Here is a 23,944-nt window from a genome sequence, read left to right on the forward strand (position 1 = left end):
AAGCTAGGGAGCCGCAAACGCACGGCTCGACGCGAAGGGAACCGAAGCACCTAGGCAGGGGAGCGAGGCGGCATGACCGAGCTTCGCACGGCTAACGCGAGCGCGCCCGAGGCTCTGGCCGACGGGTCGGGCGGCGCCGACTCACGGCAGTGGGCGGTGAAGAACGTCGGCGGCGGACTGATGATCGCCGCGTCCGCGCTGGTGGTCCTGATCACGGTGCTCTACGACGTGCGCGGCGAGCCCTTCCCCGCGCTCACCCGGCACGTGAACTTCGGCCTCAGCGCCTGTGTGGCGGCGCTCGGCATCTACCTGCTGCGCACCCGGCGCCGGCTGCCCGGCTGGCTGGCCAACAGCATGCCCTCGACCGCCGCGATCCTCATCTGCCTGCCCACCTCGATGGACGAGTCCCCGGACGAGCTCGGCCCGCTGCTGCTGACCTGGCCGGTCACCTTCTCCGCGGCCGTGCTCACGGCCCGGGTGGCCTGGGTCACCGCCGGCATCGCCGCGCTGGTCTTCGCCGCGCTGGCCTCGCTCAACCGGGGCGTGGACGGCGTGGTGCTGTGGATCGAGGCCAGCGCGTCCCTGGTGGTGGTCTGCTGGATGGTGGTGCGCGTGCAGGGCCAGGCGCTGCGCCTGCGCGAAGCGCTCGCCCGGCTGGCCAGGACGGACGCGCTGACGGGCCTGACCAACCGGCGCGGCTTCGACGAGGCGCTGGCCCGCGAGCACGCCCGGCGCGGCCGCGGCGGCCCGCCCTGGGCGGTGCTGCTCGTGGACATCGACCACTTCAAGCTGGTCAACGACTCCTGGGGCCACCAGGCCGGCGACGAGACGCTGCGCCGCCTCGGCGCCCTGCTCTACTCCTCGTTCCGCGCGACGGACCTGGTCGGCCGGATCGGCGGTGAGGAGTTCGCCGTGCTGCTCGCGGACTGCGGCCCGGAGGACGCCGCCGCCCAGGCCCACGGCCTGTGCGAGACCGTGCGCACGCATGCGCGCGACTGGGAGCATCCGATCACCGTCAGCGTCGGCGCCGCGACCGACCCCGGCCCGGTGGGGAACGGCTCGAGCCCGACTGAGCTCATGGCCGAAGCCGACACCGCGCTCTACGCGGCGAAGGCCGCCGGCCGCGACCAGGCCGTGGCGCGCGTCTAGCTAGGCATCCCAAAGCGAGAGCTGGGTGGCCTGCGGTTCCGCCGTCTCCGGCTCGGGCTCTGGTGCGGGCTCGGGCCGGGGGCGCGGCGGCTCTGAGCGGGTGAGGCCGAGCTCCCGGGCGTACGAGCGGACCGCGCCGGTTATGCGCTCGGTGTACCAGGACGGCGCGTAGGCGCCGCGGCGGTAGAGGGCACGGTAGCGGGGGACGAGGTGCGGGTGGTTGGCCTCCAGCCAGGAGAAATACCACTCGCGGGAGCCCGGGCGCAGGTTGAGCACCAGCGGAGTGATGGAGCTGGCACCGGCCTGCACCAGCGCCTCGACGCAGGCGCGCAGCTGCTCGGGTGAATCGGACAGATACGGCAGGATCGGCGCCATCAGCACCGAGCAGCCGAGCCCGGAATCAGCGAGGGTGCGGACCGCGTCGAGGCGGCGGGCCGGGCTGGGCGTGCCCGCTTCGACCGAGCGCCACAGCGGCTGGTCGAGCAGCCCGATCGACATGCTCAGCGAGACGCGCACGTCGCGGGAGGCGCTGAGCAGCAGCGGCAGGTCGCGCAGCATCAGGGTGCCCTTGGTCAGGATCGACATGGGCGTCCCGGACGAGGCTAGGGCGCTGATGATCTCCGGCATCAGCCGGTAGCGCCCCTCGGCCCGCTGGTAGCAGTCCACGTTCGTCCCCATGGCCACCGGCTCGCGCTGCCACGAGGGCCGCGCCAGCTCGCGCCGCAGCACCTCGGGCGCGTTGACCTTGACCACGATCCGGGTGTCGAAGTCCAGCCCGGTGTCGAAGTCGAGGTAGCTGTGCGTCTTCCTGGCGAAGCAGTAGACGCACCGATGGCCGCAGCCGCGATACGGGTTGATGGTCCAGTTGAACATCCAGGAGTCGGCGGTGACGTGGTTGAGCACCGATTTCGCGCGCACCTCGTAGAACGTGCTGCCGCGGAACCCCGGGGTGTCGAACGTGCGCACCACCGCTCCCGCGCCGAACAGCGCCTCCTGCGCCGGTTCGGCCTCGCTACCGTCGATCAGCTGCCCGGACCATCTCACCCCGTCACTATAGAACGCATGTTCGAATCCGCGTCAAGTGTGATCAGGCGCAGGAACTCGGCCGGGTCGTCGATCCAAGGGAAGTGGCCGGCGTGCCGCTGGACGGCCACGCGTGCGTCCGGGAAGAACTTCGCGGCCGCTTCGGCGACGTGGGGGCGCGGGACCGAGTCGTATTCGGCGGCGAGGATGAGCACGGGGGCGGTCAACGTCGCGAGCTTCGCCTTGGTCCGCTCCGGGTCGAGCGCCGCGGGCAGGGCGTACATCGAGCCGCCGGCCCCGTTGTGGAACTGGTCGGCCGAGGCGGTCTCGTAGGCCGCGATCTCGTCGTCCCATCGGCCGTAGGAGAACCTTGCGTAGCACAGCCAGTCTTCCGCGGTGGCGTTCTCTTCGTCCTCGTCGATGCGGTGCTCGGCGGCGAGGGCGTCGGCGTACCACGGCTCGTGCCTGCGCGCCTGCTTCGCCTCGCTGCGGTGCTCGTCCGTCGGGCCGAGGCCGAGCGGGCGCAGGCTCGGGGTGATGAGTGTGAGGCTGCTGATACGGTCCGGGTGCTCGGCGGCGTAGAGCAGGGCCAGCGTGCCGCCGGCCGAGTGGGCGGCCAGATCGACGCGCTCGTATCCGAGGTGCTCGCGCAGCGCCTCGACGTCGGCGACCATGCGGTCGGCGCGGTAGCTGTGGTGGTCGGCCGGGATGGCTGAGCGGCCGGTGCCGCGCAGGTGCAGGATCACCAGGGGACGGCGGTCCGCGAGGCCGCCGAGATCGCCGAGGTAGGCCGGCTCGCGCAGGGGGCCGCCGGGAATGACGATCAGCGGGTCGGGCCCCTCGCCCTTCAAGTCGTAGGCGAGCGGGGTGCCGTCGGGAGCTGTGAAGGTAGGCATGGCAGGATCGTGCCATACGGCTGGGTTCGGCAGCTCAGCCCTCGCCGATCTCGGCGATCAGCGCGCGCTCGTCCTCGTCCGACAGGCTCGTGCGCATGACCCGGCCGCCGAACGCGCCGAGGGTGTCGGTCAGGTTGGTGTCGGCCGGGTCGCTCGTCATCATCACCACGGCGGCGGTGCCGGGCCGGAGCGTCTCGTTGACCTGCTTGCGGAACTCGTCGCCCACGCCGTGCTGGCGCATCGAGCCCCACAGCGCGCCGACGGCTCCGCCCACCGCGGCGCCGAGGAACGGAACGAGGAAGAGCAGGCCGAACACGCTGCCGAACAGCGCGCCGCCGGCCGCGCTCACCCCGGTGACGTTGCCGGGGGTGTCGACGTGGCTGTAGCCCTGCTCGTCCTTGGAGACGACCGCGATCCCGTGCAGCCGCAGCCCGGCCTTGCCGAGCTCCTCGACCCGGGCCGCGGCCTCGTCGGCGGTGGCCTTGTCGTCGTAGGCGATGACGATGAGGTCGGACACGTCAGGCTCCTTGCGCTCGCGGGATCATCTGATCAGCAGATCTCACCTTCGCCCTCCCGGTACACCGCCGAGCCACCCGGCCCGCGCTTCCGGTCCCGCGAAGTTCACTCCTTCGGCCCTGTTCATCCGCATCCTGACAGGCCATCACCCGGACAATGGCTATGAGCCGTCGGCCGCCCCGGCCCCGGCCCACCGCCCGCTCGGAGCGCCGATGACCGTGCAGCAGCAGCGACCTGACCGCCCGTCGGGGCACACCAAGCGCGGCGTGCTGCGCCGGATGGGCGAGTTCTCGGCCCGGCACGCCCTCCCGGTGATCATCGGCTGGCTGGTCGCGCTCGCGGTGCTGCAGGCACTGCACGCCTCCTTCGGCGGCACCTACTCCGACGACTTCTCGCTGCCGGGCACCCAGTCCTACCAGGGCGCCCAGGTGCTCCAGCAGAACGCCCCCGGGTACGGCGGCACCGGCGCGACGATCGTGCTCAGCGACTCCAGCGCCCCGCTGAGCTCGGTGCAGAGCCAGGTCAACCAGACCATCGCGTCGCTCCAGAAGCTGCCGCACGTGCTGTCCGTGCAGAGCCCGCTGCCCTCCTCCACGGTGCCGCAGAACCCGGCCGCGCTCTCCGCCAACGGGCAGATCGGCTACATCAACATCAGTTTCGCCCAGAATCCGAGCTCTTACGGCACCTCGTACCTCAACGGCGTGGACAACGCGGTGGCCCCGCTGCGGGCGGCCGGAGTCGAGGTCGAATACGGCGGTCCGCTCGGCGAACTCGCCCGGCCCGCCAGCTCGGACCGCACCAGCGAGGCGATCGGCTTCGGCGTCGCGATCATCGTGCTGCTGGTCGGCTTCGGCAGCGTCATCGCCTCGATCGTGCCGCTGCTGACCGCGCTGATCAGCGTGATCGTCGGACTGGCCATCCTGGGGCTGGTCGCCGCCGCGCTGACCTTCGCCAGCGTCTCGCCGACCCTGGCCACCATGATCGGGCTCGGCGTCGGCATCGACTACGCGCTGTTCCTGCTCACCCGGCACCGCCAGCAGCTGATGGACGGGGCCGATCCGGTCACCGGCGCCGGCCGGGCCGTATCCACCAGCGGACACGCCGTGCTGGTCTCCGGCACCACCGTCGTGGTCGCCCTCGCCGGGCTCTACGTCTCGCAGATCCAGTTCATCGGCCGGCTCGGCATCGCCGCCGCGATCACCGTGATCACCGCGGTGGCCGGCGCGCTCATCCTGGTTCCGGCGCTGCTCGGGCTGATCGGCCGCAAGATCGACGCGCTGCACCTGCGCCGGCCGATCGCCGAACGGGAGCCGGACACCGAGGGCGGCAAGCAGGGCTTCTGGGAGCGCTACGCCCGGCGGGTGGAGCGGCGGCCGTGGTGGTTCCTCGCCACCGGCGTCATCGTGCTGGCCATCCTCGCGATCCCGCTTGTGTTCATCCAGCTCGGCCACATCGACGACGGCGCCGACCCGACCAGCTTCACCGACCGGCGCGCCTTCGACCTGATCTCCACCGGCTTCGGCCCCGGCGCCAACGGGCCGTTGACCGTCACCGTCGACCAGGCCTCGGTGCCCTCCGGGAACCGCGCCGCGCTCGCCTCGAACGTCAACAATGCCCTGATGCACGTGCCCGGCGCGGCCAGCGCCACCCCGGTGCAGCCGGTCGGCAACGGCAATGTGCTGGTGTCCACCGTGATCCCGACGACCATCCCGCAGGCCAAGGGGACCACGGACCTGTTCAACAACCTGAAGGACACGGTGCTGCCGAACGCCGTCGCGGGCACCGGCGCGCAGACGTACGTGACCGGCACGACCGCGGCGCAGATGGACTTCACCGAGCTCATCGCCAGCCGCCTGCCGCTGATCATCGCGGTCGTGGTCGCGCTCGCGTTCCTGATCATCCTGTGCGTCTTCCGCGGCCTGCTCGTCGCGTTGAAGGCGGCCGTGCTGAACCTGCTCTCGATCGCGGCGTCCTACGGCGTGGTGGTGGCCGTCTTCCAGTGGGGCTGGGGCGGTCCGGCCCTAGGCGTTTCCGGCGACGTGCCGATCGAGAGCTACGTGCCGATGATGATGTTCGCGATCGTCTTCGGGCTGAGCATGGACTACGAGGTCTTCCTGCTCTCACGTGTACACGAGTACTGGCTGCGTACGGGTGCGGCCAAGGACAGCGTCGCGCACGGGATCGAGGTCACCGCGCGGGTGATCTCCTGCGCGGCCATGATCATGGTGAGCGTGTTCGCGGCGTTCCTGCTCAGCGACAACATCGTGGTCAAGATGCTCGGGCTCGGACTCGCCGTCAGCGTCCTGATCGACGCCACGGTCGTGCGGCTGCTGCTGGTGCCCGCGGTGATGACGGTGCTCGGCCGGCGCGCCTGGTGGGTCCCGCGCTGGCTGGACCGGATCCTGCCGCACATCAACCCGGAGGGCGACGCGCAGGAGGCCTGACGGGTCGTTCGGGGCGGTGGTGCTCCACATCCGCGGCATCGTGCTGCATGATGCTTGTGTGGCATCACTCGGCGTGTCGCCTCACACATGGTGCCGCATCATGCCGAAGGAGCCTGTGTGACCAAGCGGACCACGACCCCCGTGCTGACCGGCCTCGGCGAGCCGGAATGCCTGCGCTGGCACCAGGGCGCGCTCTGGTTCAGCGACATGGCGCGCGGCACGGTGCACCGTTGGACGCTCGAGGAGGGAGCGCGGGTCGAGGCCGAGATCCCCGGGCGGGCGGCCGGGCTCGGCTGGCTGCCGGACGGCCGGCTGCTGGCCGTCTCCATGGACGAGCACCGGGTCTACCGGCGCGAGCCCGACGGGACGCTGGCCGTGCACGCCGAGCTGGGCGACGTGGCCCGCGGCCCGGCCAACGACATGCTGGTCGACCACCTCGGCCGCGCCTACGTGGGCAACTTCGGGTTCGACTACCATGCGTTCGTCCGCGAGCGCCCGAGCGCGGCGCTCTACACCCCGCCCGGCCCGCCGCGCACCCCGATCGTCTGCATCGCCCCGGACGGCACCCGCCTCGGCTTGAGCGAGCCGCTGGCCTTCCCCAACGGCTGCGTGCTCACCGCGGACGGCACGTTCGTGGTGGCCGAGACGCTCGGGTTGCGGCTGCGGGCGCTGCGCATCGACGAGAGCGGCGTGCTGGTGGACGGGCGTACCTGGGCCCCGCTCGTGCCGGACGGGATGTGGGCGGCGCTCAACCACCCCGGCTGGGTCGGCCGGGCGGCCCGGCGGGTCTCGGCGCTGCTGGACCGGCCGGCCATAGCGGACCGGTCGACCTCGCCGATCGCGCCGGACGGGATCGCGCTGGCGGCCGACGGCAGCTCGGTCTGGGTGGCCAACGCGCTGCGCGGCGAGTGCGTGCGGGTGGGGGAGGGCGGCCACATCTTCGAGCGGGTGCGCACCAGCCAACACACCCTCAGCTGCGTGGTCGGGGGCGAGAAGCGGGACCTGCTGTTCGCCGCGACGGCGCCCTCGGACGATCCGCAGGTGGCCGGACGGCTGCACCGCGGCCGGATCGAGATGGCCCGGATCGGCCCGGATCTGACGGCGGCTCGGGCGGGAGGCACGGGGCGGGCGGCGGCCTTGGAGGACTGAGTGGTCCACTGAGCGGACCTCAACCCGGCGTGGCAGTTGAGCCGAACGGTGCGCACCGGGCATCATTCGTGGTGCCATGGATGCCCTCGCCGTAATCTTCGCCGTGTGCGGCGCCGCGAGCAATGCCGCCGGCACCGCGTTCCAGCGCAAGGCCGCGGCGCCGATGAAGTCGGGCGGCGGGCTGCGCTTCCTGCTCGCGCTGGTCCGGCAGCCGGCCTGGCTGCTCGGCATCGTCGGGGTGATCTTCGCCTTCCTGTTCCAGGCGCTGGCGCTCTACAACGGCCCGATCGCCCTGGTGCAGCCGCTGTTCGTGCTCGAGCTCCCGTTCGCGCTGATGATCGCCGGACCGCTGCTGCACCGCCGGATGCCCCCGGCCGGCTGGTACGGCGTCGCCGGGGTGGTGCTCGGCCTCGCGACGCTGCTCGCGGCCGCCGCGCCGAGCGGGGACTCGGCGTTCGCGCCGATGACGGCGTGGATCCCGGCCATCATCGGCTGCTACGGCCTGATGGTGGTCGCGGTCCTGCTCGCGCGGGTCTCGACCTCCTCCCTGGTGCGCGCCGCCTCGCTCGGCTCGGCCGCCGCCGTGGGCAACGCGATGACCGCGGCGCTGATCAAATCCGCCACCGGCACCCTCTCCGACCAGGGGCTCGGCGCGTTCTTCAGCACCTGGCAGACCTACGGCTTCGCGGTCACCGGCATCGCCAGCGTGCTGCTGCTGGAGAACGCGCTGCAGGCCGGGTCGCTGGCCGCCTCGCAGCCGGCCCTGACCATCGGGGACGCGACGGTGAGCCTGCTGCTCGGGGTCACCCTCTTCGGCGAGAGCGTGCGCACCGGCTGGTGGCTCGTGCCCGAGGTGATCGGGGTGGCGCTGGTCTGCGCGGGCGTGATCGTGCTGGCCCGGGCCATCTCCGGGGTGCAGCCGCAGCACCCGGTCCAGTGATCGCCGTTTGACCGGACACCGACCGGTTACCCGCTAGACGTGCGAGAAGAGCGGACGGACGGCGAGGACGGGCTGGGCCGGACCGAGCGCGCGGCCGTGTTCCGACCGGCGCCGCGGCTGCTGGCCACGCTGTGCTTCTCGGCCGACAAGGACTTCCTCATGCTCGCCCGGGCGACCGCCGCGCACGTGGCCGGCCTGCTCGACCTGCCCCCCGGCGAGGCGAACGATCTGCGGCTCGCGGTGGACGAGGCCTGCTCGCTCTTCCTCGCGGGCGGCGGCGCGAACGAGTCGGTCGGCGGCCTGGCGCTGGTCTTCGCGGAGGTGGGCGGGGAGCTGCGGGTCACCGTGAGCGGACCGAACCCGGTCGCCGAACCCGAGCCGGACGGCCTGAGCTGGACCCTGCTGCGCGCGCTCATGGGCGAACCGAGCTGGGAGGTCGAGGAGGACATCGGCATACTGACGTTGCGCGAGCCGGTGCCTTTGCCGGGCTGAGGAATCGCGCTGCCGGGGGCCGCGATTCTTGAGCGCGCCCTACCGCCTCCGGTGCTGCGCGATGTAGGGCGGCAGCCGGGGGATGTTCGGCGTCGGCGAGGACGTGCTCTGCGCGAGCGACTGCAACTCCTGCGCCTCCGCCTCCTCGGCCTGCTTGAGCGCCCTGGCGAGCAGCTCCTGGTCCTCCACGGTCGAGGGGTAGTAGCCGGGCGCGGCGTGCTGCCCGTGCGAGTGGTGCCAGTGCCCGCCCCCCGTCCAGGACGAGGAGGCGGTGGCCGTCGGGGTCGCGACCAGGGCCGGTGCGGCCGAACCGAGCGGCAGAGCCGACTCGCTATGTGCGGACACTGATGCCGTGGAAGCCGTCTGGGTGTATGGGATCGGCGCCATGCCGTTGCCGCCGCCGGAGCTCGCGGACGAGTCTCGCGCGACGGTGACGATGGCGGCGCCGACCATGCCGACGACGGCCACTGCCGCGAGCCCGAGGGCCGAGCTGAACGGCCGGCGCGGCCGGCTGGGCGGCGTCGGCGTCGGCGTCGGCGGCCACGGCGGCGGGCTCGCGGCCCACACAAGCTCGGGCGACGGGGTCAGCGGCCAGGGTGACGGCGCGGCGGCCGGGGCAAGCGGCGTCTCGGTGGTCGCGATCCCGGCCTCCTCCCGCGCCACCCGCAGCGCCTCGACGAGGCGTTCGAGCTCGCCGGCCATCGTCTGCGCGTCCGCCTCGGCCTGCGCGATCGTGCGCTCGCGTGCCTGGTCGTCCATCCCCGGTCCCCGTTCTCTTGCTGGCGACATCCTCACCCTTAGACCGGCGAGGATCCACCCGGGTTGTCCGTTCCTGACGGAATTGATGCTTTCGGAGTAATGGTCTGGATTCTGTGATGATCGGCCCGGAGCGGGCCGGACTCCGCCGGGCGCGGCGCGCGCCGGACCGGGGGCGGCGTGGTGTTTGCGCGGGACCGGCGCCCCACCTACGGTGGTGTCTCAGTGCTCTTGCCATCCCGAAAGGTCGCCGCGTGTCCCGCGTCAGGGTTCATAACTTCTCCATCTCGCTCGACGGCTTCGGCGCCGGCGAGGGCCAGAGCCTCGAGGCGCCCTTCGGCCACGCCGGCACCCGGCTGAACGAGTGGTTCTTCGGCACCGAGGCCTTCCGGTCGATGCAGGGCAAGCCCGGCGGTCGGGTCGGCGTGGACGACGCACTGGCCAAGGCCTGGGGCCCGGGCATCGGCGCCGAGATCATGGGCCGGCGCAAGTTCGGTCCGCAACAGGGGCCGTGGCCCGACCTGGAGTGGGAGGGCTGGTGGGGCGAGGACCCGCCGTTCCACACGCCGGTCTTCGTGCTCACCCACCATCCGCGCCCTACCCTGCAGATGCAGGGCGGCACGACCTTCCACTTCATCGACGCCGAGCCGGCCGAGGCGCTGCGCCAGGCCCGCGAGGCGGCCGGCGGCCTGGACGTGCGCATCGGCGGCGGCCCGAGCGTGGTGCGGGCGTTCCTGGAAGCGGATCTGATCGACCATCTGCACGTGGTGATCGTGCCGATCCTGCTCGGCCGCGGCGAGCGGCTGTGGGACGGGATGGAAGGGCTCGAAGAGCGCTTCCCGGAGATCGAGTCGGTCAGCACGCCGAGCGGCGTCACGCACGTGATCTTCAACCGTCCCTGAGGAGAGGAATCGCCGCCGTGTCCGAGCAGACCGTGACCGAGACCGTCACCGCCGTCGACGGCACCGAGATCGTCATCGACGTCGTCGGCGAGGGCGACGCGGTCGTGCTGATCGGCGGCGCCTTCAACGACCGCAGCACGGTCGCGGGGCTCGCCGAGCAGTTGGCCTCGCGCTTCTCCGTGTTCACCTACGACCGGCGCGGCCGGGGCGCGAGCGGCGACGAGAGTCAGGACTACGCCATCGCCGACGAGGTCGGCGATCTGGCCACGGTGCTCGGCTACGCGGGCGGGCGGGCCAGCGTGTTCGGGCACTCCTCGGGCGCCATCCTCGCGCTCGAGGGCGCTCACCACGGGCTGCCGATCGACCGGCTCGCGGTCTACGAGCCGCCCTACAGCGCCGACCCCGACCTGCCGCGGCCGGCCCCAGAGCTCTTCGGCCGGCTCAAGGCCCTGGTGGCCGCCGGCGACCGGGACGGGGCCGCGCAGCTGTTCCTGCGGGACCTGGTGGGTGTGCCGGAGCAGGGCGTGGCCGGTATGAAGTCCGGTCCGGCCTGGTCCTTCCTGGTGGACAAGGCGCCGAGCCTGCCCTACGACGCGCTGCTTTCCTCGCCCTGGGACCTGCTCAGCTCGGATCGGCTGACCGGCATCGACCTCCCGGTGTTGGCGATCTACGGGGAGCAGACCACCCCGGGCCTCGCGGCCGGCACGAAGGCGGTGGCCGCGCTCGTCCCCGGCGCGGCGCTCGAGGTCGTCCCGGACGAGGACCACTCGGTGCTGCAGCGCCCGGCGGTGCTCGCGCCGCTGCTCACCACGTTCTTCGGGTGAAGCTCCGGCCCTGACGCGCCCGGCGGCTCAGCACTCGGCCGCCGGGTCCTCCGTCTCGAGTTCCAGCATCTCCATGTAGAAGGCCTCGAACATGCGCAGCGCGTCGGCCAGGTCCAGCGTGCGCAGGCCGCGGCCGTGCGCCGCCTGCGTCTCGGCGCGCTCGCCGATGTGCCGGGCCCGGGCGTAGCCGCGGGCCGAGGGGAAGTCCCAGGACTCCGGCAGCCGGGTCGGGCGGGCCGTGTCGGCCGGCACCAGACCCCGGTTCACGAGCAGGTTCGCGGTCAGGTGCTGGGCCAGCAGCAGGGCGCTGGCGGGCGAGCGGGAGAACTCGCCGATGACGTTGCCCCAGCTGCCCAGGTAGTAGGCGCGGTCGCGCTCGCTCAAGGGCAGCGGATTGAGCTCGGCCGGGTCCACGGCGTGCGTGCGGGGTCGGCCCGCGTCGGTCAGTGCGGCCGGGCCCGGCCCGGCCAGCTCCTCCACGTCGACGTCCATCGACGCGGCGAGCTGCGCGAAGTCGCGTTCGAACATACGGTCGGCTCCGCGCGTCCGCCACCAGGCCGAGAACCGACCCAGCGCGAAGCCCGCCGCGAGCGCGATCGTGACGGTGGCCCACAGGCGCATCGCGCTCCACCACCCTCTCCTTGGTGTGACAGGTGTACGATCAGAGACCGGCTACCCGATCTCCGGCGGCTCACACGGGACCGGGCGTCATTCCACCTATCTCGCGGTGCTGCGCCGAGCTTCGCCAGCCAGCTGCCTCGCCAGCACCTCCCGCGCCTGCACCAGACTCGGCCCGTACCAGGTCAGCTGACGTCCACTCACCAGTGCGGCCCGCACGCCGGGAAACGCCTCCGGCCCGTCCTCGGCGGAGAAGGCGTACGGCTCGTCCGGCAGCACCACCAGATCCGCCCGCGCCGCCTGGAGTTCCGGCAGCGGGATCGCCGGGTACCGCTCGGCGTGGTCCGCGTAGACGTTCGCCACGCCGAGCCGAGCGAGGACATCGCCGGCGAAGGTGTCGCTGCCGAGGACCATCCACGGCCGCCGCCAGATCGGGACGATCGCGCGGCGTTGTTCGAGGCCTCCCTCCACCGGCGTCCACGCCGCCTGCGCTTGGTCGAGCCACTCAGGCCGCTCCAAGCCGCACGCCGAGGTCAGTAGCCGATGGAGCGAAGCGAAGGCCTCGTCGAGCGTGCGCACCCTGGTCACCCACACCGGTACTCCGGCCGTCCGCAGCGCGTCGAGATCGGCGGCCCGGTTCTCCTCCTCGTTCGCGATCACGAGGTCGGGCTGCATCGCCGCGATCCGGGCCGTATCCGGGTTCTTCGTCCCGCCGATCCGCTCCACGTCGAGATCGGGCGGGTGCGTGCACCACGCGGTGGCCCCGACGATCAGTCCGGGCGCAGTCGCGGCCACCGCCTCGGTCAGCGACGGCACGATTGAGACGACCCGCTGTATCGGCCGTCCCAGCCGTACGTCCTCGCCGAGATCGTCAGCCTCCACGTGTGTCCGCATGCCCCACTCTTAGCGCGTCGGAGTCCCGGACTGCACGATTTGAGCCCGGCCACTTGCCCCTGGTGAGTACCGCTACTCACCCGGCGACAGGACGACAGCGGCAGTATGACAATCATGGTCATGGTTCTCCAGCCTCCCCGCGTCGGGATCACCGCGAGCGGCTCCTGTCTGCCCGCGCGCGAACTGACGACGCAACAACTCCAGGACGCGGTGAGCGTCGGCAGCGGTCTGCGTTTGGCGGACGGCATGTTCGAGAAGGCCACCGGCATCCGCACCCGCCGCTTCGTCGCCGAAGGCGAATACGCCTCCACACTCGCCCTCGGCGCGGCACGCCGGGCGTTGGAGCACGCCGAACTCGACCCGCTCGACATCGACCTGCTGCTGTTCGCCTCCGCCACCCGCGATCTGTGCGAACCCGCCACCGCGCACGTCGTGCAGGCCGAGCTCGGATCGAGGGCGCACACGTTCGACTTGTCGAACGCCTGCAACAGCTTCCTCAACGGCATCGACACGGCCCGCGCCATGATCCTGGCCGGCCGGTCGCGGCGAGCCCTGGTGGTGACGGGCGAGACGCCGAGTCGCGCGATGCGGCTCGACCCCGGCGGCTCCGAGGAGCTGCGCGACGGCTTCGCCGGATACACCTTCGGCGACGCGGGCGCCGCCGTCGTGGTCGAGTCCGTGCCACGCGGCGGAATACTCGACATCGACACCGAGACCGCGTCGGAGCACTGGACGCTCGGCGGCATCCCCGGCGGCGGATCGCGCCACCCGCGCGGCGACGAGCACACGTACTTCCGCGGCAGCGGCGCCGAACTGCGCACGGTCTTCGAGAAGATCGGCGCCGGCATCCTGGCCCGGGTCGGCGAACGCACCGGACTCGGTTGGGAAGCCTACGCCCGGATCCTCGTGCACCAGGTCTCGCTGCCCTACCTCGAACGCTTCCTCGAGCTCACCGGCGCGCCCGCGGACCGGCTCGTCCTGACCGTCCCGGAGCTCGGCAATCTCGCCAGCGCCACCCTGGGCGTGCAGCTGGCCCGCATACACGGCGAGTTGCGCTCCGGGGACAAAGTCCTGATGATCGGACTCGGCGGCGGGGTCAGCCTGATGACGATCGTGTGGGAGGTGCCGTGAGCACGGCGTTGTGGGTGGTGATCCCGGCTTACCAGGAGCAGGCCCGGATCTCGGGTGCGCTCCACGCGTTGGCCCGTCAGCAGGACACTGATTTCACGCTTCTCGTGGTGGACAACGGCTCGACCGACCAGACCGCTGAACTCGTCCACGCCTTCGCCCGGGAGGCACCGTTCCCGGTCGAGCTCATCACCGAACCGGAGAAGGGCGTCGGCAGCGCCGTGGACACCGGCTTCCGCTACGCCATCGAACACGGCGCGACGCTGCTGGCCCGCACCGACGCAGACTGCCTTCCGCGTCCGGACTGGACCGCCGCCGCGCGCGCCGGGCTGGTGGAGTCCGGCGGGCTGGTGTGCGGCCGCGTCCTGGCCCGCCCGGACGAGCACGGCCCGGTCGGCCGGGCGGTGTTCCGCCTGCTCGTGGTGCTGGGTGCCGGCTTCGGCCGGATCCGGCCCGCGCACCGCCGCAGGCACGGCTACCTGGTGCCGTATCGGATGCACGCGGGCAACAACATGGCCATCACCGCACAGCTGTATCTGCACGTCGGCGGTATGCCCCGGCTGCCCTCGCCGACCGACCGGATGTTCATCAACATGGTCCGCCGCCACACCACCGCGATCGTGCACCGGAGGGACATGATCTCCCGCAACTCCACCCGCCGCATACGCGCCTATGGCGTGGTCGGAACGGCCCGGTGGTATCTGGAACGCGGCGCCGGCACCCGCTCCGTCGACCCTCGGTGAGGCCGTGATGCTCGATACCCTCTACCGCACGCTGCGCCGCGACCCCGAGCGTCCGGCGCTGCTCGGCCACAGCCGAGGCGACGAGCCTCGGGTCATCGCGCGACGCGGGGACATCGCAGACCTCGCCGATGGGTATGCGGCCGCGTTGTACTCGCGGCACGGCCTGCGCCCTGGTGACACCCTCGGAGTCGCGGCACGCCCGGGCCTGCATACGCTCGCCGTCATGCTCGCGGCGCACCGCCTCGGCTTGCGTGTGGCGGCCCTCAATCCGGCTGCCGGTCCGGACGTGATGCGGGCCGGCACTCAGCTGGCCGCGCCTTCGTTGATCATCGCTGACGCCCTCGTCCAAGCGGTGGCGGGTTGGGCTGCGCCGGTGGCCCGTCGCGCCCGCATAGCGATGCCGCGGCTCGACGAGCTCGGCCCGGCCGTGGTCACGGTGGGGCCGCGACGGATGGGCTGCGCGCCCGCGCTCGAGACGTCCGGCTGCGCGCCGGCTCCGCCCTTCGATGTGGACGAGCAGAGCGACGCGGTCATCATCTTCACCTCCGGCACGACCGCCGCGCCAAGAGCGGTGGTACACAGCCGGGCGAGCCTCGCCGCCGGCATGCGCGCGGTCGCGGACCTGGTGGGCCCGAATGAGGGCTCGATCGTGCTCGGCGGCACGTTCTTCGTCCAGCTTCCGGCGCTCGCCGGCGGCGCCACCGTCGCTCTTCCGGCACTGAGCCCGGGAGGCCTCGGCCGCCAGATCGCCAGGCTCAAGCCGGACGAGACGTACCTGACGCCGCCCGAAGCGCGCGAGGTGCGGCACTTCACCGGACGCGTCTGGCTCGGTTCGGCACCGGTGAGCGCGCGCTTGCTCGGCCGGATCCGGGACGCCGGCGCCACCGAGGCCTGGGGCGTCTACGCGATGACGGAATGCTTCCCGGTGTCCGCGGTCGAATACGACGAGAAGGCGGCGTTCACGGCGGCCGGCGACCTCGTCGGCAGTCCGCTTCCCGGCGTGCAAGCGAAAGTTTCGGAGACCGGCGAGCTGCTGCTGACCGGCGCGGGTGTGCGGGACCGCTACCTCGGCGAAGAGCCCGACCCCTGGGTGCGCACGGGAGACCGGGCTATGATCACCGCGGACGGCCAGATCGTGCTGGAAGGGCGCTGCAAAGACATGGTGCTGCGAAATGCCGAGAACATCTACCCCGGACTGTACGAGCCCTCCCTGCACCTGCCCGACGTGGAGTCGGCGTTGCTGGTCGGCATACCGGACGGCGACGGCGACGAACGCCTGGTCGCGATGATCCAGGCGCGGATCGGAGCGGACCGGAAGAAGCTGCTCGAGGAACTCGAGGTGCCGTTCGCGCGCATGGGCAGCGCCCGCCCGGACGAGGTGGTGTTCGCCACCGTGCCGCTCAAGGGCCGGTCGCGCAAACCGGACCGGGAGAAGGCGGCGCAGCGGTGCGCGAAGCGGCTGGCCAAGCGATGAGCGCACGGTCGCTGGACCGCCGCGTCTACCTGCGCAGCCATCCGTTGCTGTTCGGGCTGATCAGCGCCACCAGGCCGCTGGGCGCCGTCTGGGTCGGACGTACCCTGCTCGTGCACGACGCCGAGGTCTACCGGGAGATTCTGACGAACGTCCCGCTCGACCGCGAGGCCGAGGGCACGACGGGCGGTGCGGCACTGCAGTTGGGCGGCGGGGGAGTGCTTTTCGACCAGGCCGGAGACGAGCATCGCGAAGCACGCCGATCGCTGGCCGCGGACCTGGGCGCCGAAGGAGTGAGCCGTGTTCGTCCGATCTGGCAGGGCGTCATCGAACGCGGGCTCACGCAGTTGCCTGGTCCGGTCGACCTCGTCCCGCTGGCGAAGGAGATCGCGGGGGCCACGGCGTGTGCGCTGACGGGCTGTGCGACCGAGCCGCTCGTGCTCGCTGAAGCAACCGTCGAGGCTGCCTCGAACGCAGCAGGTGAACACTTGCCCCGCCTGTGGGGGCACCGACGGGTCGCACTCCGAGCGCTACGCGCTGCCGATGCACTCAGCGCACTGCTACCCGACCCCTTAGACGCGATGCTGGCGGTCGCAGCCGTCAACACCACCCTTGCCGCGCTGCCGCGAGCTGCGGCGTGGTGTGCGAGAGCAGAGCTTTGGGATCAGATCTCGCCGGAGCTCACCAGCGAGCTTCTACGCGTTACGGCGCCTACGCCGATCCTGCCGCGCGTTGCCGCGGCCGGCGCGACGATCCGGCTGGGGGACAGGCGTTTCCGGATCCGCGCAGGAGACCGGCTCATCCTGGTCGCCCGCCACGCCGCCGAGGCCCACCGCGATACGGCGAGGAACGAGCGGACTGCGGCCCAAGCCGTCTTCGGCGCCGGTCCGCACGCCTGCCCTGGCGCCAACCTGGCCCGCGCCCAGCTCACGGACTTCCTCACGGCGCTCGTTCCTCATCGCCCCGAGGTTCGGAAAGCGGTCGCGGCACGCGGGACCGCATTGCCCGGCTACGCGAAGCTGGTGATGGCGGGAAGCCGGGTGTGAGCATGCGCGTAGCCGTCACTGGAGCGAGCGGCTTCTGCGGCGGCTACGTCGCGCGGGCCGCACGGGATCGAGGCGATGAAGCGCTCTGCTTCTCGCGCACGAAGGGCCCGGTGGGCCGGCACATCCCGTGGGACGCGTCCGCCGATGTGCCGGACCTGCACAGCGCGGAGCTGGTGATCCACTGCGCCGCTGCAGTCGGCGATCACAAGCCTGGCAGCGCCGAGGAGCGCAACCAGGCGGCAGTCAACGTGCGCGGCACGCAGCGTCTGCTTGAGGCGGCCGCGAGGGCCGGGTGCAAGGTCGTCTTCGTCAGCAGTGCGAGCGTCTACGACACGAGGCGAAGCAGGGAACGTATCACCGAGGATCATCCGACCGAAGGCGGCCACCTCAACGCGTACGGCGCCACGAAGGCACAGGCCGACCGCGCCGCGCTGGCCGCGGGAGCCGTGGTCCTGCGGCCCCGCGCGGTTTACGGGCTCGGGGATCCGCACCTGGTCCCGCGGCTGCTCGCGCACCAGCGCAGGGGCCTGATGCCACTTCCCGGCAAGGACGTCACGCTCAGCCTGACCGCCGTCGAAACCCTGGCGGACGCGTGCCTTGCCGCGGCGGCTTGGCCAACCGGCGCCTACAACATCGTCGATCCCGAGCCCTATCGGCGAGACGCCGCGGTCCTCAGCGTCCTGATAGCTCACGGCCGTGGCGCCGGGCGCATCCTCCATGTGCCACTGCCGATAGTCAGAGCTCTGCCCAGCGCCGTGCTCACGCCTTATGCGGTCGATCAGCTTGCCCACACCGTCGTTCTCGACACGAGTAAAGCGCGGGGCCAGGGCTTCGCGCCGACGCGTACCCTCGCCGACTACCGCCCGATCTGATCAGCCGAGCGGATCGGCCAGACCCCAGCCGCGCGCGAGCATGTCATCGACTGCTGCGATCGCTTGGTGCAGCCGTGCATCCCGAGCGCCGGTCACCTCGATCCACGGGATGTCCTGCGCGGCAAGGATCTCGCGGAACCGGCCCGTCATCCAGGCGCGGATGTGCTCGCCGTCGCGCAGGCCGTCGTCTTCGAAAGGGACGCCCTCGTCGCTGGTGAGGATGTACAGCGCGCGCTTGGGCATGGCGGCTGCGGCTCGCTCGACGTCGGGCGTGGTCGCGCCCATGTAGCGCTCCTGCCAGACGGTGGTAGCGAGCGCGTCGGTGTCGCAGACGAGCACGGGTCCGCCGCGACGTGCCGCACGGTCTTCGTCGGCGGTCTGGCGTACGACCACGTCGGTGAAATCAGAGTCGAGCCATTCGAGGTCGAAGATGCTCGGCTCCGGCCCGCGCTCGCGCGCCGCCAGCGCCCGGGCCACCGCCAGCTTGACGACCGTCAGGGTCCTGCCGTACTCCGGCACACAGCCCGTCGACGCGTGTGCGCCGCCACGTGCACGCAGGGCTTCAGCGAGGTCGAGTGAGAGCGTGGTGGTCCCGGTGGACTCCGCGCCGAGCACGACGACGCGGCGGGCGAGCCACGCGCGCACGGGCGGTGCGATCGACTCCCAGTGCGCGATCGGATCGGCACGCACCTTCGTCGCCGAGATCGGGACGGTCCCGCGCGACTGGTCGAGGCGCACGTCCGCGGCGTCGAATCGGCGCGCCATCTCCGCGCCGTATGGCTCCGAGGTGAAGACGGCCGTCACCGGGACGCCCGCGTGCGCGGAAGCCGTCAGGGCTTCGCGCATGAGGCTCACGTGGCCCTCCCACGCGTCGTCGTCGCCGTAGTCGACGCGGAGGTTGTCCATGATCCCGACGACGTCCACGTGGCTCTCGGCGTACTCCTCCCGCAGCCAGGCGGCTCGCGCGGCCAAGGGGATGGACTCCACGTCGGCTGCCATCACCACGACGCTGACACGCCGGCAGGCGGAAGCGGCAGCGTCGATGAGGAAGTGGTGGCCGGCGTGCGGCGGATAGAACTTGCCTATGACCAGCCCGTGCTCGAACTCGCTCACGCGGCCACGACCTCGGCGTGCGGCTCACGCACGGCGCTCTCCCGCATCCACGCGCGCAGACCGAAGCCGCACAGGGAGAGGAAGAGGATGTACACGATGCCGGTGAGGTACAGCACCTTGACGAAGTAGAGCGGGACGTAGATCACGTCGGCGGCGATCCAGAAGTACCAGTTCTGCAGCTTCTTGATGTTCAGCAGCCATTGGGCGGCCAGCGAGAGCGCGGTGGTCAGCGCGTCCCAGAAGGGCGCGATGTCGTGCGCGGCGCTCAGGATCGCGGTCAGGCCCCAGGTCGCAGGCACGATCAGGAACGCCAGCAGGCCGACCAGCTTGGGCGAGGCGTGGCCCATCACCCGCCGGCTGCGCCGTTCGCCCCCGTGCAGCCACTCCCACCAGCCCAGGAAGCCGAGCCCGAGGTAGACGATCTGCAGCGACGCGTCCGCGTAGAGCCGCGCGGTCCAGAACAGCACGAGGAAGAAGACGTTGTTGGCGATGCCGATCGGGAAGTTCCAGATGTTGAACCGCACGGTCAGCCACACCCCGACCGCGCCGGTGGCGAAGCCCAGGAGTTCGGCCCAGGTCACCGCGTCCTGTCCGAAGTGGAACAGGACGGTGTTGAGCGGTGCCACCCACGAGTCCAGCCAGTGCATCATGCCCCCCCTGACTTAGCGTCAGTTTGACGATAACTGCGGGCACGATAGCGCGGCAGGCCGGAGCCGGTCAACGCAGATCGACTGAAAGCCTTTCAGGGGACCCGACGGCCGGGCCTGCCGCGTCGAGGCGGAGCGGTCCGGCTCCGTTGCGCCCCGTTGTTCCAATGGGCACACTGCGCGCTAGCAGGCACGGTCGCGCGGCCGCTTATGTTAACGCTAACACAGGAGGCTAAGATGCTCACCCAGCGAAGGCGGGGCCTGGTGGCCGCCGCAGTGGTCACCGCGTTGGCCGGCGCCGGCGGGACGGTGGTCGCCGTCGGAGCGCAGGCCGCCACCGCGGGCTGCACCGTGTCGTACGCGATCAGCTCCCAGTGGCCGGGCGGCTTCGGCGCGAACGTCGAGGTCACGAATCTCGGCGCCGCGGTCAGCAGTTGGACGCTGACGTGGTCCTTCACCGCCGGGCAGACGGTCACTCAGCTCTGGAACGGCAGCTACACGCAGTCCGGCTCCGCGGTGACCGTGACCAGCGCCTCGTACAACGGGAGCCTGGCGACCGGAGCCGACGCCACGTTCGGCTTCAACGGCGCGTGGAACAACTCCAGCAACCCCGCCCCGACGGCCTTCAGCATGAACGGCGTCGCGTGCACGGGCACGGTGGGCACCTCCACCGGCTCGACGAGCCCGAGCCCCAGCCCCAGCCCCACGAGCGCGTCGCCCAGCGCCTCGCCCAGTTCGTCGCCCACGCAGGGCGCCGGTCAGGGTCCGTGCGACATCTACGCGTCCGGCGGCACGCCCTGCGTGGCAGCGCACTCCACCACCCGGGCGCTGTACGCGGCGTACAACGGCAACCTGTACCAGGTGCGGCGTTCCTCGGATAACTCGACGCTGAACATCGGCGTGACCTCGGCCGGCGGCTATGCGAACGCGGCGGCGCAGGACTCGTTCTGCTCCGGAACGACCTGCGTGATCACGGAGATCTACGACCAGTCCGGCCACGGTAACAACCTGACTGACGCCCCGGCCGGCGGCGCGGCAGGTGGCCCCGACGGCCTGGCGAACGCGACCGCCGCGCCCACCACGCTGAACGGTCACAAGGCCTACGGCGTGTACATCGCGGCCGGCGACGGCTACCGTGACGACTCCACCAGCGGGATCGCGACCGGCGACAACGCCGAGAGCGAGTACGCGGTGCTCGACGGCACGCACTACAACGGCGGCTGCTGCTTCGACTACGGCAACGCCGAGACCGATGCCCATGACGACGGCAACGGCACCATGGAAGCGATCTACTTCGGCAACATCAAGGTGTGGGGTTACGGCACCGGGAACGGCCCGTGGATCATGGCCGACATGGAGAACGGCCTGTACTCCGGAGTCAACGCGGGCTACAACGCGAACGACCCGACGACGAGCTACCGCTACACCACGGCGATGATCGAGGGCGGCGCCAACAAGTGGGCCATCCTCGGCGGCAACGCGCAGTCCGGCGGCCTGGCCACCGACTACAGCGGCACGCGGCCGAACGTCTCGGGCTACAACCCGATGCACAAGCAGGGCGCGATCATCCTCGGCATCGGCGGCGACAACAGCAAGAGCTCGGCCGGCACCTTCTACGAAGGCGTCATGACGAGCGGATACGCGTCCGCGTCGACGGAAGCGGCGGTGCAGGCGGAAATCGTTACCGCCGGGTACGGGAACTGACCCGGACGATTTTCGCCGGCACCCGCATGATCGCAGGTCAAGCGGGCACCCGGTGGTATGGCTATGGAGTTCAAGAAGCACCAGGGTGCCGCCGCCGTCATCCTGCTCGCCGCCGCGATCATCGCCGCGATCATCGTGCTCCACATCATCTTCGTCCTGATCGGGGCGAACGGTCATAACAGCATCGTGTCCACGATAGGCCAGTGGTCGGGCCACCTGGCCGCGTGGTTCAAGGATCTGTTCGACACGAGCAGCGCGAAGTGGAACGTCGTACTGAACTACGGCCTCGCCGCGCTGGCCTACCTGTTCGTCGGGAGGCTGGCGGCGAGTCTGGTCGAAAGGGTCTGATCCACCCCGACGCGGTCGCGCAGCCAGAGCAGCTGACGGCGTGTGTGCACCGCGTCGCCACCCTCGTGGTGGTTGAACGGATAGACATGGATGGCGCGCTCCGGTAGCGCGCCATCCATGTCGGCACGCCTGGTGCCGTACAGGTTGTAGGCCGCGAACACGCCGCTGGGCGGGCAGACGGTGTCGCGCAGGCCCACGCCGAAATGCGCCGGTGCCACGGCGCGGCGGGTGAAGTTGACCGCGTCGACGTACGACAGGGTGTTGCGAGCCGCCTCCTCCGCGCCGCGGTGGACGGAGAGGTAGGAGACGATCTCGCCGTAGGGCGAGGCGTCGGTGATGTCGATCGCGCGCTGGATCTGGCACAGGAACGGCGCGCTGGCGAGCACCGCGGCCAGGTCCGGCACGAGGCCGGCCACGGCGAGCGCGAGTCCGCCGCCCTGACTGTTGCCCGCGGCCACCACCTGCTCCGGATCCACGCCCGGAAGCTCCCGGACGGCGGCGACGGCGCGCACGGCGTCGGTGATCAGGCGCCGGTAGTAGTACCGCTCGGGGTCGAGGACGCCGCGGGTGACGACGCCGGGACCGCCGAGGGCGTCGGCGTGCGGGTCGGGGGTGTCGCCGCCGCAGCCGTACTGGTCGCCCTGGCCGCGGCTGTCCATGAGCAGGTGGGCGTATCCGGCCGAGGGCCAGACCAGCCGCTCGTGCGGCAGACCTCTGCCACGTCCGTAGCCCAGGTACTCGACCACCGCGGGCAGCTGCGCGTCCACGCCGGCCGGCCGCGTGTACCAGGCGCGCACCGGATCGCCGCCGAACCCTGCGAACGTCACGTCCCAGGTCTCGAACATGCTCAGCCCGGTCGGCTCCTCGCGGCGCACGTCCAGGATCAGCGGGCCGCCTTCGGCGGTGGCCAGCGAGGCGCGCCAGAACTCGTCGAAGTCCGCGGGCTCGCGCACGTCCGGCGCGTAGCGTTCGAGCTGGTCGAGCGGGAGGTCGAACAGTGCCATACGAGGGCTCATTTCCTTCGGGCCAGGGGAGCGGAGCGAAGACGCGGGGGACGCAGCTCAGTGCCGGGGCGGCGCGGTGCTCTCCCGTACGACGAGGGTGGTGACCAGGTCGACCCGGCTGAGCGAGAGATCGTCGCCGCGGGCGAGGTCGAGCACCATCCGGGCCGCGGTGCCGGCCATGTCGCGCAGCGGCTGGTTGACCGTGGTCAGCGCCGGATCGGTCCACGCGGTGACCGGCAGGTTGTCGTAGCCGATGATGGACACGTCGCCGGGCACGTCCAGGCCGAGCCGGCGGGCCGCGCGCAGCACGCCGAGCGCCTGCATGTCGGAGCTGGCGAAGATCGCGGTGGGCCGGTCGGGGCGGTCGAGCAGCGCCATGCCCTGCTCGTAGCCAGCGCCGACGTAGAAGCTGCCGTGGCGCACGAACGTGGGATCGACCGGGATGTCGCCCTCCTCGTGCGCGAACCGGAATCCGGAGAGCCGGGTCCGCGCGCACAGCACGTCTTCCGGCCCTGAGATGATCGCGATCCGCCGGTGGCCGAGCTCGAGCAGGTGGCGGGTGGCGAGCAGGCCGCCGTTCCAGTTGTTCGACCCGACCGTGGGCACCGACGCCGTGGTCGCGCTGTCGGTGTCCACCACCACGAACGAAATACCCTGACGCCGCAGCTGGTGCTGCTGCGCCTGGGTCGGGCTGCAGAGCACGAACAGCACGCCGAGGGGGCGGCGGGCCAGCAGGGCGTCGAGCCACTGCTGCGGCGGATGGTGCCGCCCGCCCAGCTGGGAGAGCACCATGTCGAGGCCGGCCGGCGCGGTCACCGCCTCGACCCCCTGGATGATCTCCATCGACCAGGCCGAGTCGTACTCGTGGAAGACCAGGTCGATCCGGCCGGTGGACTCGGCGGCGCGACGGGTGCGGCGGCGGTAGCTGTGGCGCTCGAGGCTGGCCTCGACCCGGGCCCGGGTGTCCGGCGCCACGTCGGCGCGGCCGTTGAGCACCTTGGAGACGGTGGTGACCGAAACGCCTACCTCGTCGGCGATCGTCGCGATGGTCGGTGAAGCGGGGACTACCTCGGCTTGATCCTGCACGGTCATCGAAATCTCACCTGTATTCCGCAAAACTTTCGGGGAGTGTAGCAGTCACAACGACCCGAGCGCGCGGTCTGAATGAAAGCCTCCGCGAGCAAGGAGCAGGTCTGAGCTGGGGTGCGCCGCCGAGCATTGCCTTTGTAGGCAACGAAACGATCGGTGGTGGGGAGTCTTGACAC

General features: G+C 71.4%; 24 protein-coding genes. 14 read left to right on the forward strand and 10 right to left on the reverse strand.

The window, feature by feature from the left end:
* Window positions 1-72: 72 nt before the first annotated feature.
* Window positions 73-1,149: a GGDEF domain-containing protein gene (locus ACTRO_RS44670; protein ID WP_051452210.1), complete on the forward strand. Its 1,077-nt coding sequence runs from the start codon at window positions 73-75 to the stop codon at window positions 1,147-1,149.
* Here the strand turns inward: ACTRO_RS44670 and ACTRO_RS41750 are convergent, their stop codons facing one another.
* Genes ACTRO_RS41750 through ACTRO_RS41760 form a run of 3 tightly spaced genes read right to left on the reverse strand, consistent with a single transcriptional unit; the run spans window position 1,150 to window position 3,585 of the window.
* Window positions 1,150-2,193 carry an Rv2578c family radical SAM protein gene (locus ACTRO_RS41750; protein WP_084316943.1) on the reverse strand — a complete coding sequence of 348 codons (1,044 nt, stop codon included), beginning with the start codon at window positions 2,191-2,193 and terminating at the stop codon, window positions 1,150-1,152. It lies immediately after the preceding gene.
* Entirely contained in the window at window positions 2,190-3,068 is an 879-nt protein-coding gene (locus tag ACTRO_RS41755) for an alpha/beta fold hydrolase (protein WP_034272064.1), read from the reverse strand. Before ACTRO_RS41755 ends, ACTRO_RS41750 begins: the two co-directional genes overlap by 4 nt.
* A gap of 34 nt (window positions 3,069-3,102) precedes the next feature.
* Window positions 3,103-3,585 carry a DUF1269 domain-containing protein gene (locus ACTRO_RS41760; RefSeq protein ID WP_034272066.1) on the reverse strand — a complete coding sequence of 161 codons (483 nt, stop codon included), beginning with the start codon at window positions 3,583-3,585 and terminating at the stop codon, window positions 3,103-3,105.
* Window positions 3,586-3,796: 211 nt separating this feature from the next.
* Between ACTRO_RS41760 and ACTRO_RS41765 the strand changes: the two genes are divergently transcribed.
* The 4 genes from ACTRO_RS41765 to ACTRO_RS44675 all read left to right on the forward strand — a co-directional run bounded on the left by ACTRO_RS41765 (window position 3,797) and on the right by ACTRO_RS44675 (window position 8,609).
* Window positions 3,797-6,028 (forward strand): MMPL family transporter, encoded by a 2,232-nt coding sequence (locus ACTRO_RS41765; RefSeq protein WP_034272069.1) that lies wholly within the window; start codon window positions 3,797-3,799, stop codon window positions 6,026-6,028.
* Between the two features lie 117 nt (window positions 6,029-6,145).
* Window positions 6,146-7,177 (forward strand): SMP-30/gluconolactonase/LRE family protein, encoded by a 1,032-nt coding sequence (locus ACTRO_RS41770; RefSeq protein WP_063628174.1) that lies wholly within the window; start codon window positions 6,146-6,148, stop codon window positions 7,175-7,177.
* A 76-nt stretch (window positions 7,178-7,253) separates the two neighbouring features.
* The gene (locus ACTRO_RS41775; RefSeq protein WP_034272071.1) at window positions 7,254-8,117 is read left to right on the forward strand and encodes a DMT family transporter; all 864 of its coding nucleotides are present in this window, start codon (window positions 7,254-7,256) and stop codon (window positions 8,115-8,117) included.
* A 39-nt stretch (window positions 8,118-8,156) separates the two neighbouring features.
* Entirely contained in the window at window positions 8,157-8,609 is a 453-nt protein-coding gene (locus tag ACTRO_RS44675) for an ATP-binding protein (protein WP_051452212.1), read from the forward strand.
* Window positions 8,610-8,648: 39 nt separating this feature from the next.
* Here the strand turns inward: ACTRO_RS44675 and ACTRO_RS41785 are convergent, their stop codons facing one another.
* Window positions 8,649-9,368 (reverse strand): hypothetical protein, encoded by a 720-nt coding sequence (locus ACTRO_RS41785; RefSeq protein WP_034272074.1) that lies wholly within the window; start codon window positions 9,366-9,368, stop codon window positions 8,649-8,651.
* A 251-nt stretch (window positions 9,369-9,619) separates the two neighbouring features.
* On the opposite strand from ACTRO_RS41785, the gene ACTRO_RS41790 reads away from it, so the two are divergent.
* Entirely contained in the window at window positions 9,620-10,267 is a 648-nt protein-coding gene (locus ACTRO_RS41790; RefSeq protein ID WP_034272076.1) for a dihydrofolate reductase family protein, read from the forward strand.
* Window positions 10,268-10,284: 17 nt separating this feature from the next.
* Window positions 10,285-11,091: an alpha/beta fold hydrolase gene (locus ACTRO_RS41795; RefSeq protein WP_157436746.1), complete on the forward strand. Its 807-nt coding sequence runs from the start codon at window positions 10,285-10,287 to the stop codon at window positions 11,089-11,091.
* Between the two features lie 27 nt (window positions 11,092-11,118).
* Here ACTRO_RS41795 and ACTRO_RS41800 read toward each other — a convergent pair whose 3' ends face one another.
* Both ACTRO_RS41800 and ACTRO_RS41805 read right to left on the reverse strand, forming a co-directional pair.
* A complete protein-coding gene (locus tag ACTRO_RS41800; RefSeq protein ID WP_034272078.1) occupies window positions 11,119-11,712 on the reverse strand; it encodes a hypothetical protein in 594 nt (197 codons plus the stop codon).
* Window positions 11,713-11,808: 96 nt separating this feature from the next.
* Window positions 11,809-12,603: a helical backbone metal receptor gene (locus ACTRO_RS41805; protein WP_084316944.1), complete on the reverse strand. Its 795-nt coding sequence runs from the start codon at window positions 12,601-12,603 to the stop codon at window positions 11,809-11,811.
* Window positions 12,604-12,723: 120 nt separating this feature from the next.
* Between ACTRO_RS41805 and ACTRO_RS41810 the strand changes: the two genes are divergently transcribed.
* From ACTRO_RS41810 to ACTRO_RS41830, 5 genes are read left to right on the forward strand one after another with little or no spacing between them, the layout of a single operon-like run.
* Entirely contained in the window at window positions 12,724-13,734 is a 1,011-nt protein-coding gene (locus tag ACTRO_RS41810) for a 3-oxoacyl-ACP synthase III family protein (protein ID WP_034272080.1), read from the forward strand.
* A complete protein-coding gene (locus ACTRO_RS41815) occupies window positions 13,731-14,474 on the forward strand; it encodes a glycosyltransferase family A protein (protein ID WP_211244610.1) in 744 nt (247 codons plus the stop codon). Before ACTRO_RS41810 ends, ACTRO_RS41815 begins: the two co-directional genes overlap by 4 nt.
* A gap of 7 nt (window positions 14,475-14,481) precedes the next feature.
* On the forward strand, window positions 14,482-15,948 hold the full coding sequence (locus tag ACTRO_RS41820; protein WP_034272082.1) for a class I adenylate-forming enzyme family protein: 1,467 nt from the start codon (window positions 14,482-14,484) through the stop codon (window positions 15,946-15,948).
* Window positions 15,945-16,991, forward strand: coding sequence for a cytochrome P450 family protein (locus ACTRO_RS41825; RefSeq protein ID WP_034272084.1), 1,047 nt, complete (start codon window positions 15,945-15,947; stop codon window positions 16,989-16,991). The genes ACTRO_RS41820 and ACTRO_RS41825 overlap by 4 nt, the downstream gene beginning before the upstream one ends.
* Before the next feature lie 2 nt (window positions 16,992-16,993).
* Window positions 16,994-17,863, forward strand: coding sequence for an NAD-dependent epimerase/dehydratase family protein (locus ACTRO_RS41830; RefSeq protein ID WP_034272086.1), 870 nt, complete (start codon window positions 16,994-16,996; stop codon window positions 17,861-17,863).
* On the opposite strand, the gene ACTRO_RS41835 is transcribed toward ACTRO_RS41830, so the two are convergent.
* Both ACTRO_RS41835 and pnuC read right to left on the reverse strand, forming a co-directional pair.
* Window positions 17,864-18,976, reverse strand: a complete 1,113-nt coding sequence (locus ACTRO_RS41835; RefSeq protein ID WP_034272089.1) for an AAA family ATPase — start codon at window positions 18,974-18,976, stop codon at window positions 17,864-17,866.
* A complete protein-coding gene (gene pnuC / locus ACTRO_RS41840; protein ID WP_034272092.1) occupies window positions 18,973-19,626 on the reverse strand; it encodes a nicotinamide riboside transporter PnuC in 654 nt (217 codons plus the stop codon). The genes ACTRO_RS41835 and pnuC overlap by 4 nt, the downstream gene beginning before the upstream one ends.
* A 234-nt stretch (window positions 19,627-19,860) precedes the next feature.
* Here pnuC and ACTRO_RS41845 point away from each other — a divergent pair, with 234 nt between their 5' ends.
* Together ACTRO_RS41845 and ACTRO_RS41850 are read left to right on the forward strand one after the other, a co-directional pair.
* Window positions 19,861-21,327, forward strand: coding sequence for an arabinofuranosidase catalytic domain-containing protein (locus ACTRO_RS41845; protein ID WP_034272093.1), 1,467 nt, complete (start codon window positions 19,861-19,863; stop codon window positions 21,325-21,327).
* Between the two features lie 63 nt (window positions 21,328-21,390).
* Window positions 21,391-21,675, forward strand: a complete 285-nt coding sequence (locus tag ACTRO_RS41850) for a hypothetical protein (protein WP_051452213.1) — start codon at window positions 21,391-21,393, stop codon at window positions 21,673-21,675.
* Here the strand turns inward: ACTRO_RS41850 and ACTRO_RS41855 are convergent.
* Window positions 21,627-22,679 (reverse strand): acetylxylan esterase, encoded by a 1,053-nt coding sequence (locus ACTRO_RS41855; protein ID WP_034272095.1) that lies wholly within the window; start codon window positions 22,677-22,679, stop codon window positions 21,627-21,629. The genes ACTRO_RS41850 and ACTRO_RS41855 overlap by 49 nt on opposite strands.
* 57 nt (window positions 22,680-22,736) lie before the next feature.
* The gene (locus ACTRO_RS41860; RefSeq protein WP_034272096.1) at window positions 22,737-23,771 is read right to left on the reverse strand and encodes a LacI family DNA-binding transcriptional regulator; all 1,035 of its coding nucleotides are present in this window, start codon (window positions 23,769-23,771) and stop codon (window positions 22,737-22,739) included.
* Window positions 23,772-23,944: the final 173 nt, after the last annotated feature.

The sequence above is a fragment of the Actinospica robiniae DSM 44927 genome (assembly GCF_000504285.1).
In the GTDB taxonomy this organism is placed as follows: domain Bacteria; phylum Actinomycetota; class Actinomycetes; order Streptomycetales; family Catenulisporaceae; genus Actinospica; species Actinospica robiniae.

Bases quoted from the DNA above. Each gene is read 5' to 3' on its own strand.
- ACTRO_RS44670 (WP_051452210.1), top strand. From the start codon at position 73: ATGACCGAGCTTCGCACGGCTAACGCGAGCGCGCCCGAGGCTCTGGCC.
- ACTRO_RS41755 (WP_034272064.1), bottom strand. From the start codon at position 3,068: ATGCCTACCTTCACAGCTCCCGACGGCACCCCGCTCGCCTACGACTTG.
- ACTRO_RS41765 (WP_034272069.1), top strand. From the start codon at position 3,797: ATGACCGTGCAGCAGCAGCGACCTGACCGCCCGTCGGGGCACACCAAG.
- ACTRO_RS41775 (WP_034272071.1), top strand. From the start codon at position 7,254: ATGGATGCCCTCGCCGTAATCTTCGCCGTGTGCGGCGCCGCGAGCAAT.
- ACTRO_RS41785 (WP_034272074.1), bottom strand. From the start codon at position 9,368: ATGGACGACCAGGCACGCGAGCGCACGATCGCGCAGGCCGAGGCGGAC.
- ACTRO_RS41800 (WP_034272078.1), bottom strand. From the start codon at position 11,712: ATGCGCCTGTGGGCCACCGTCACGATCGCGCTCGCGGCGGGCTTCGCG.
- ACTRO_RS41805 (WP_084316944.1), bottom strand. From the start codon at position 12,603: ATGCGGACACACGTGGAGGCTGACGATCTCGGCGAGGACGTACGGCTG.
- ACTRO_RS41810 (WP_034272080.1), top strand. From the start codon at position 12,724: ATGGTTCTCCAGCCTCCCCGCGTCGGGATCACCGCGAGCGGCTCCTGT.
- ACTRO_RS41820 (WP_034272082.1), top strand. From the start codon at position 14,482: ATGCTCGATACCCTCTACCGCACGCTGCGCCGCGACCCCGAGCGTCCG.
- ACTRO_RS41825 (WP_034272084.1), top strand. From the start codon at position 15,945: ATGAGCGCACGGTCGCTGGACCGCCGCGTCTACCTGCGCAGCCATCCG.
- ACTRO_RS41830 (WP_034272086.1), top strand. From the start codon at position 16,994: ATGCGCGTAGCCGTCACTGGAGCGAGCGGCTTCTGCGGCGGCTACGTC.
- pnuC (WP_034272092.1), bottom strand. From the start codon at position 19,626: ATGATGCACTGGCTGGACTCGTGGGTGGCACCGCTCAACACCGTCCTG.
- ACTRO_RS41845 (WP_034272093.1), top strand. From the start codon at position 19,861: ATGCTCACCCAGCGAAGGCGGGGCCTGGTGGCCGCCGCAGTGGTCACC.
- ACTRO_RS41850 (WP_051452213.1), top strand. From the start codon at position 21,391: ATGGAGTTCAAGAAGCACCAGGGTGCCGCCGCCGTCATCCTGCTCGCC.
- ACTRO_RS41855 (WP_034272095.1), bottom strand. From the start codon at position 22,679: ATGGCACTGTTCGACCTCCCGCTCGACCAGCTCGAACGCTACGCGCCG.
- ACTRO_RS41860 (WP_034272096.1), bottom strand. From the start codon at position 23,771: ATGACCGTGCAGGATCAAGCCGAGGTAGTCCCCGCTTCACCGACCATC.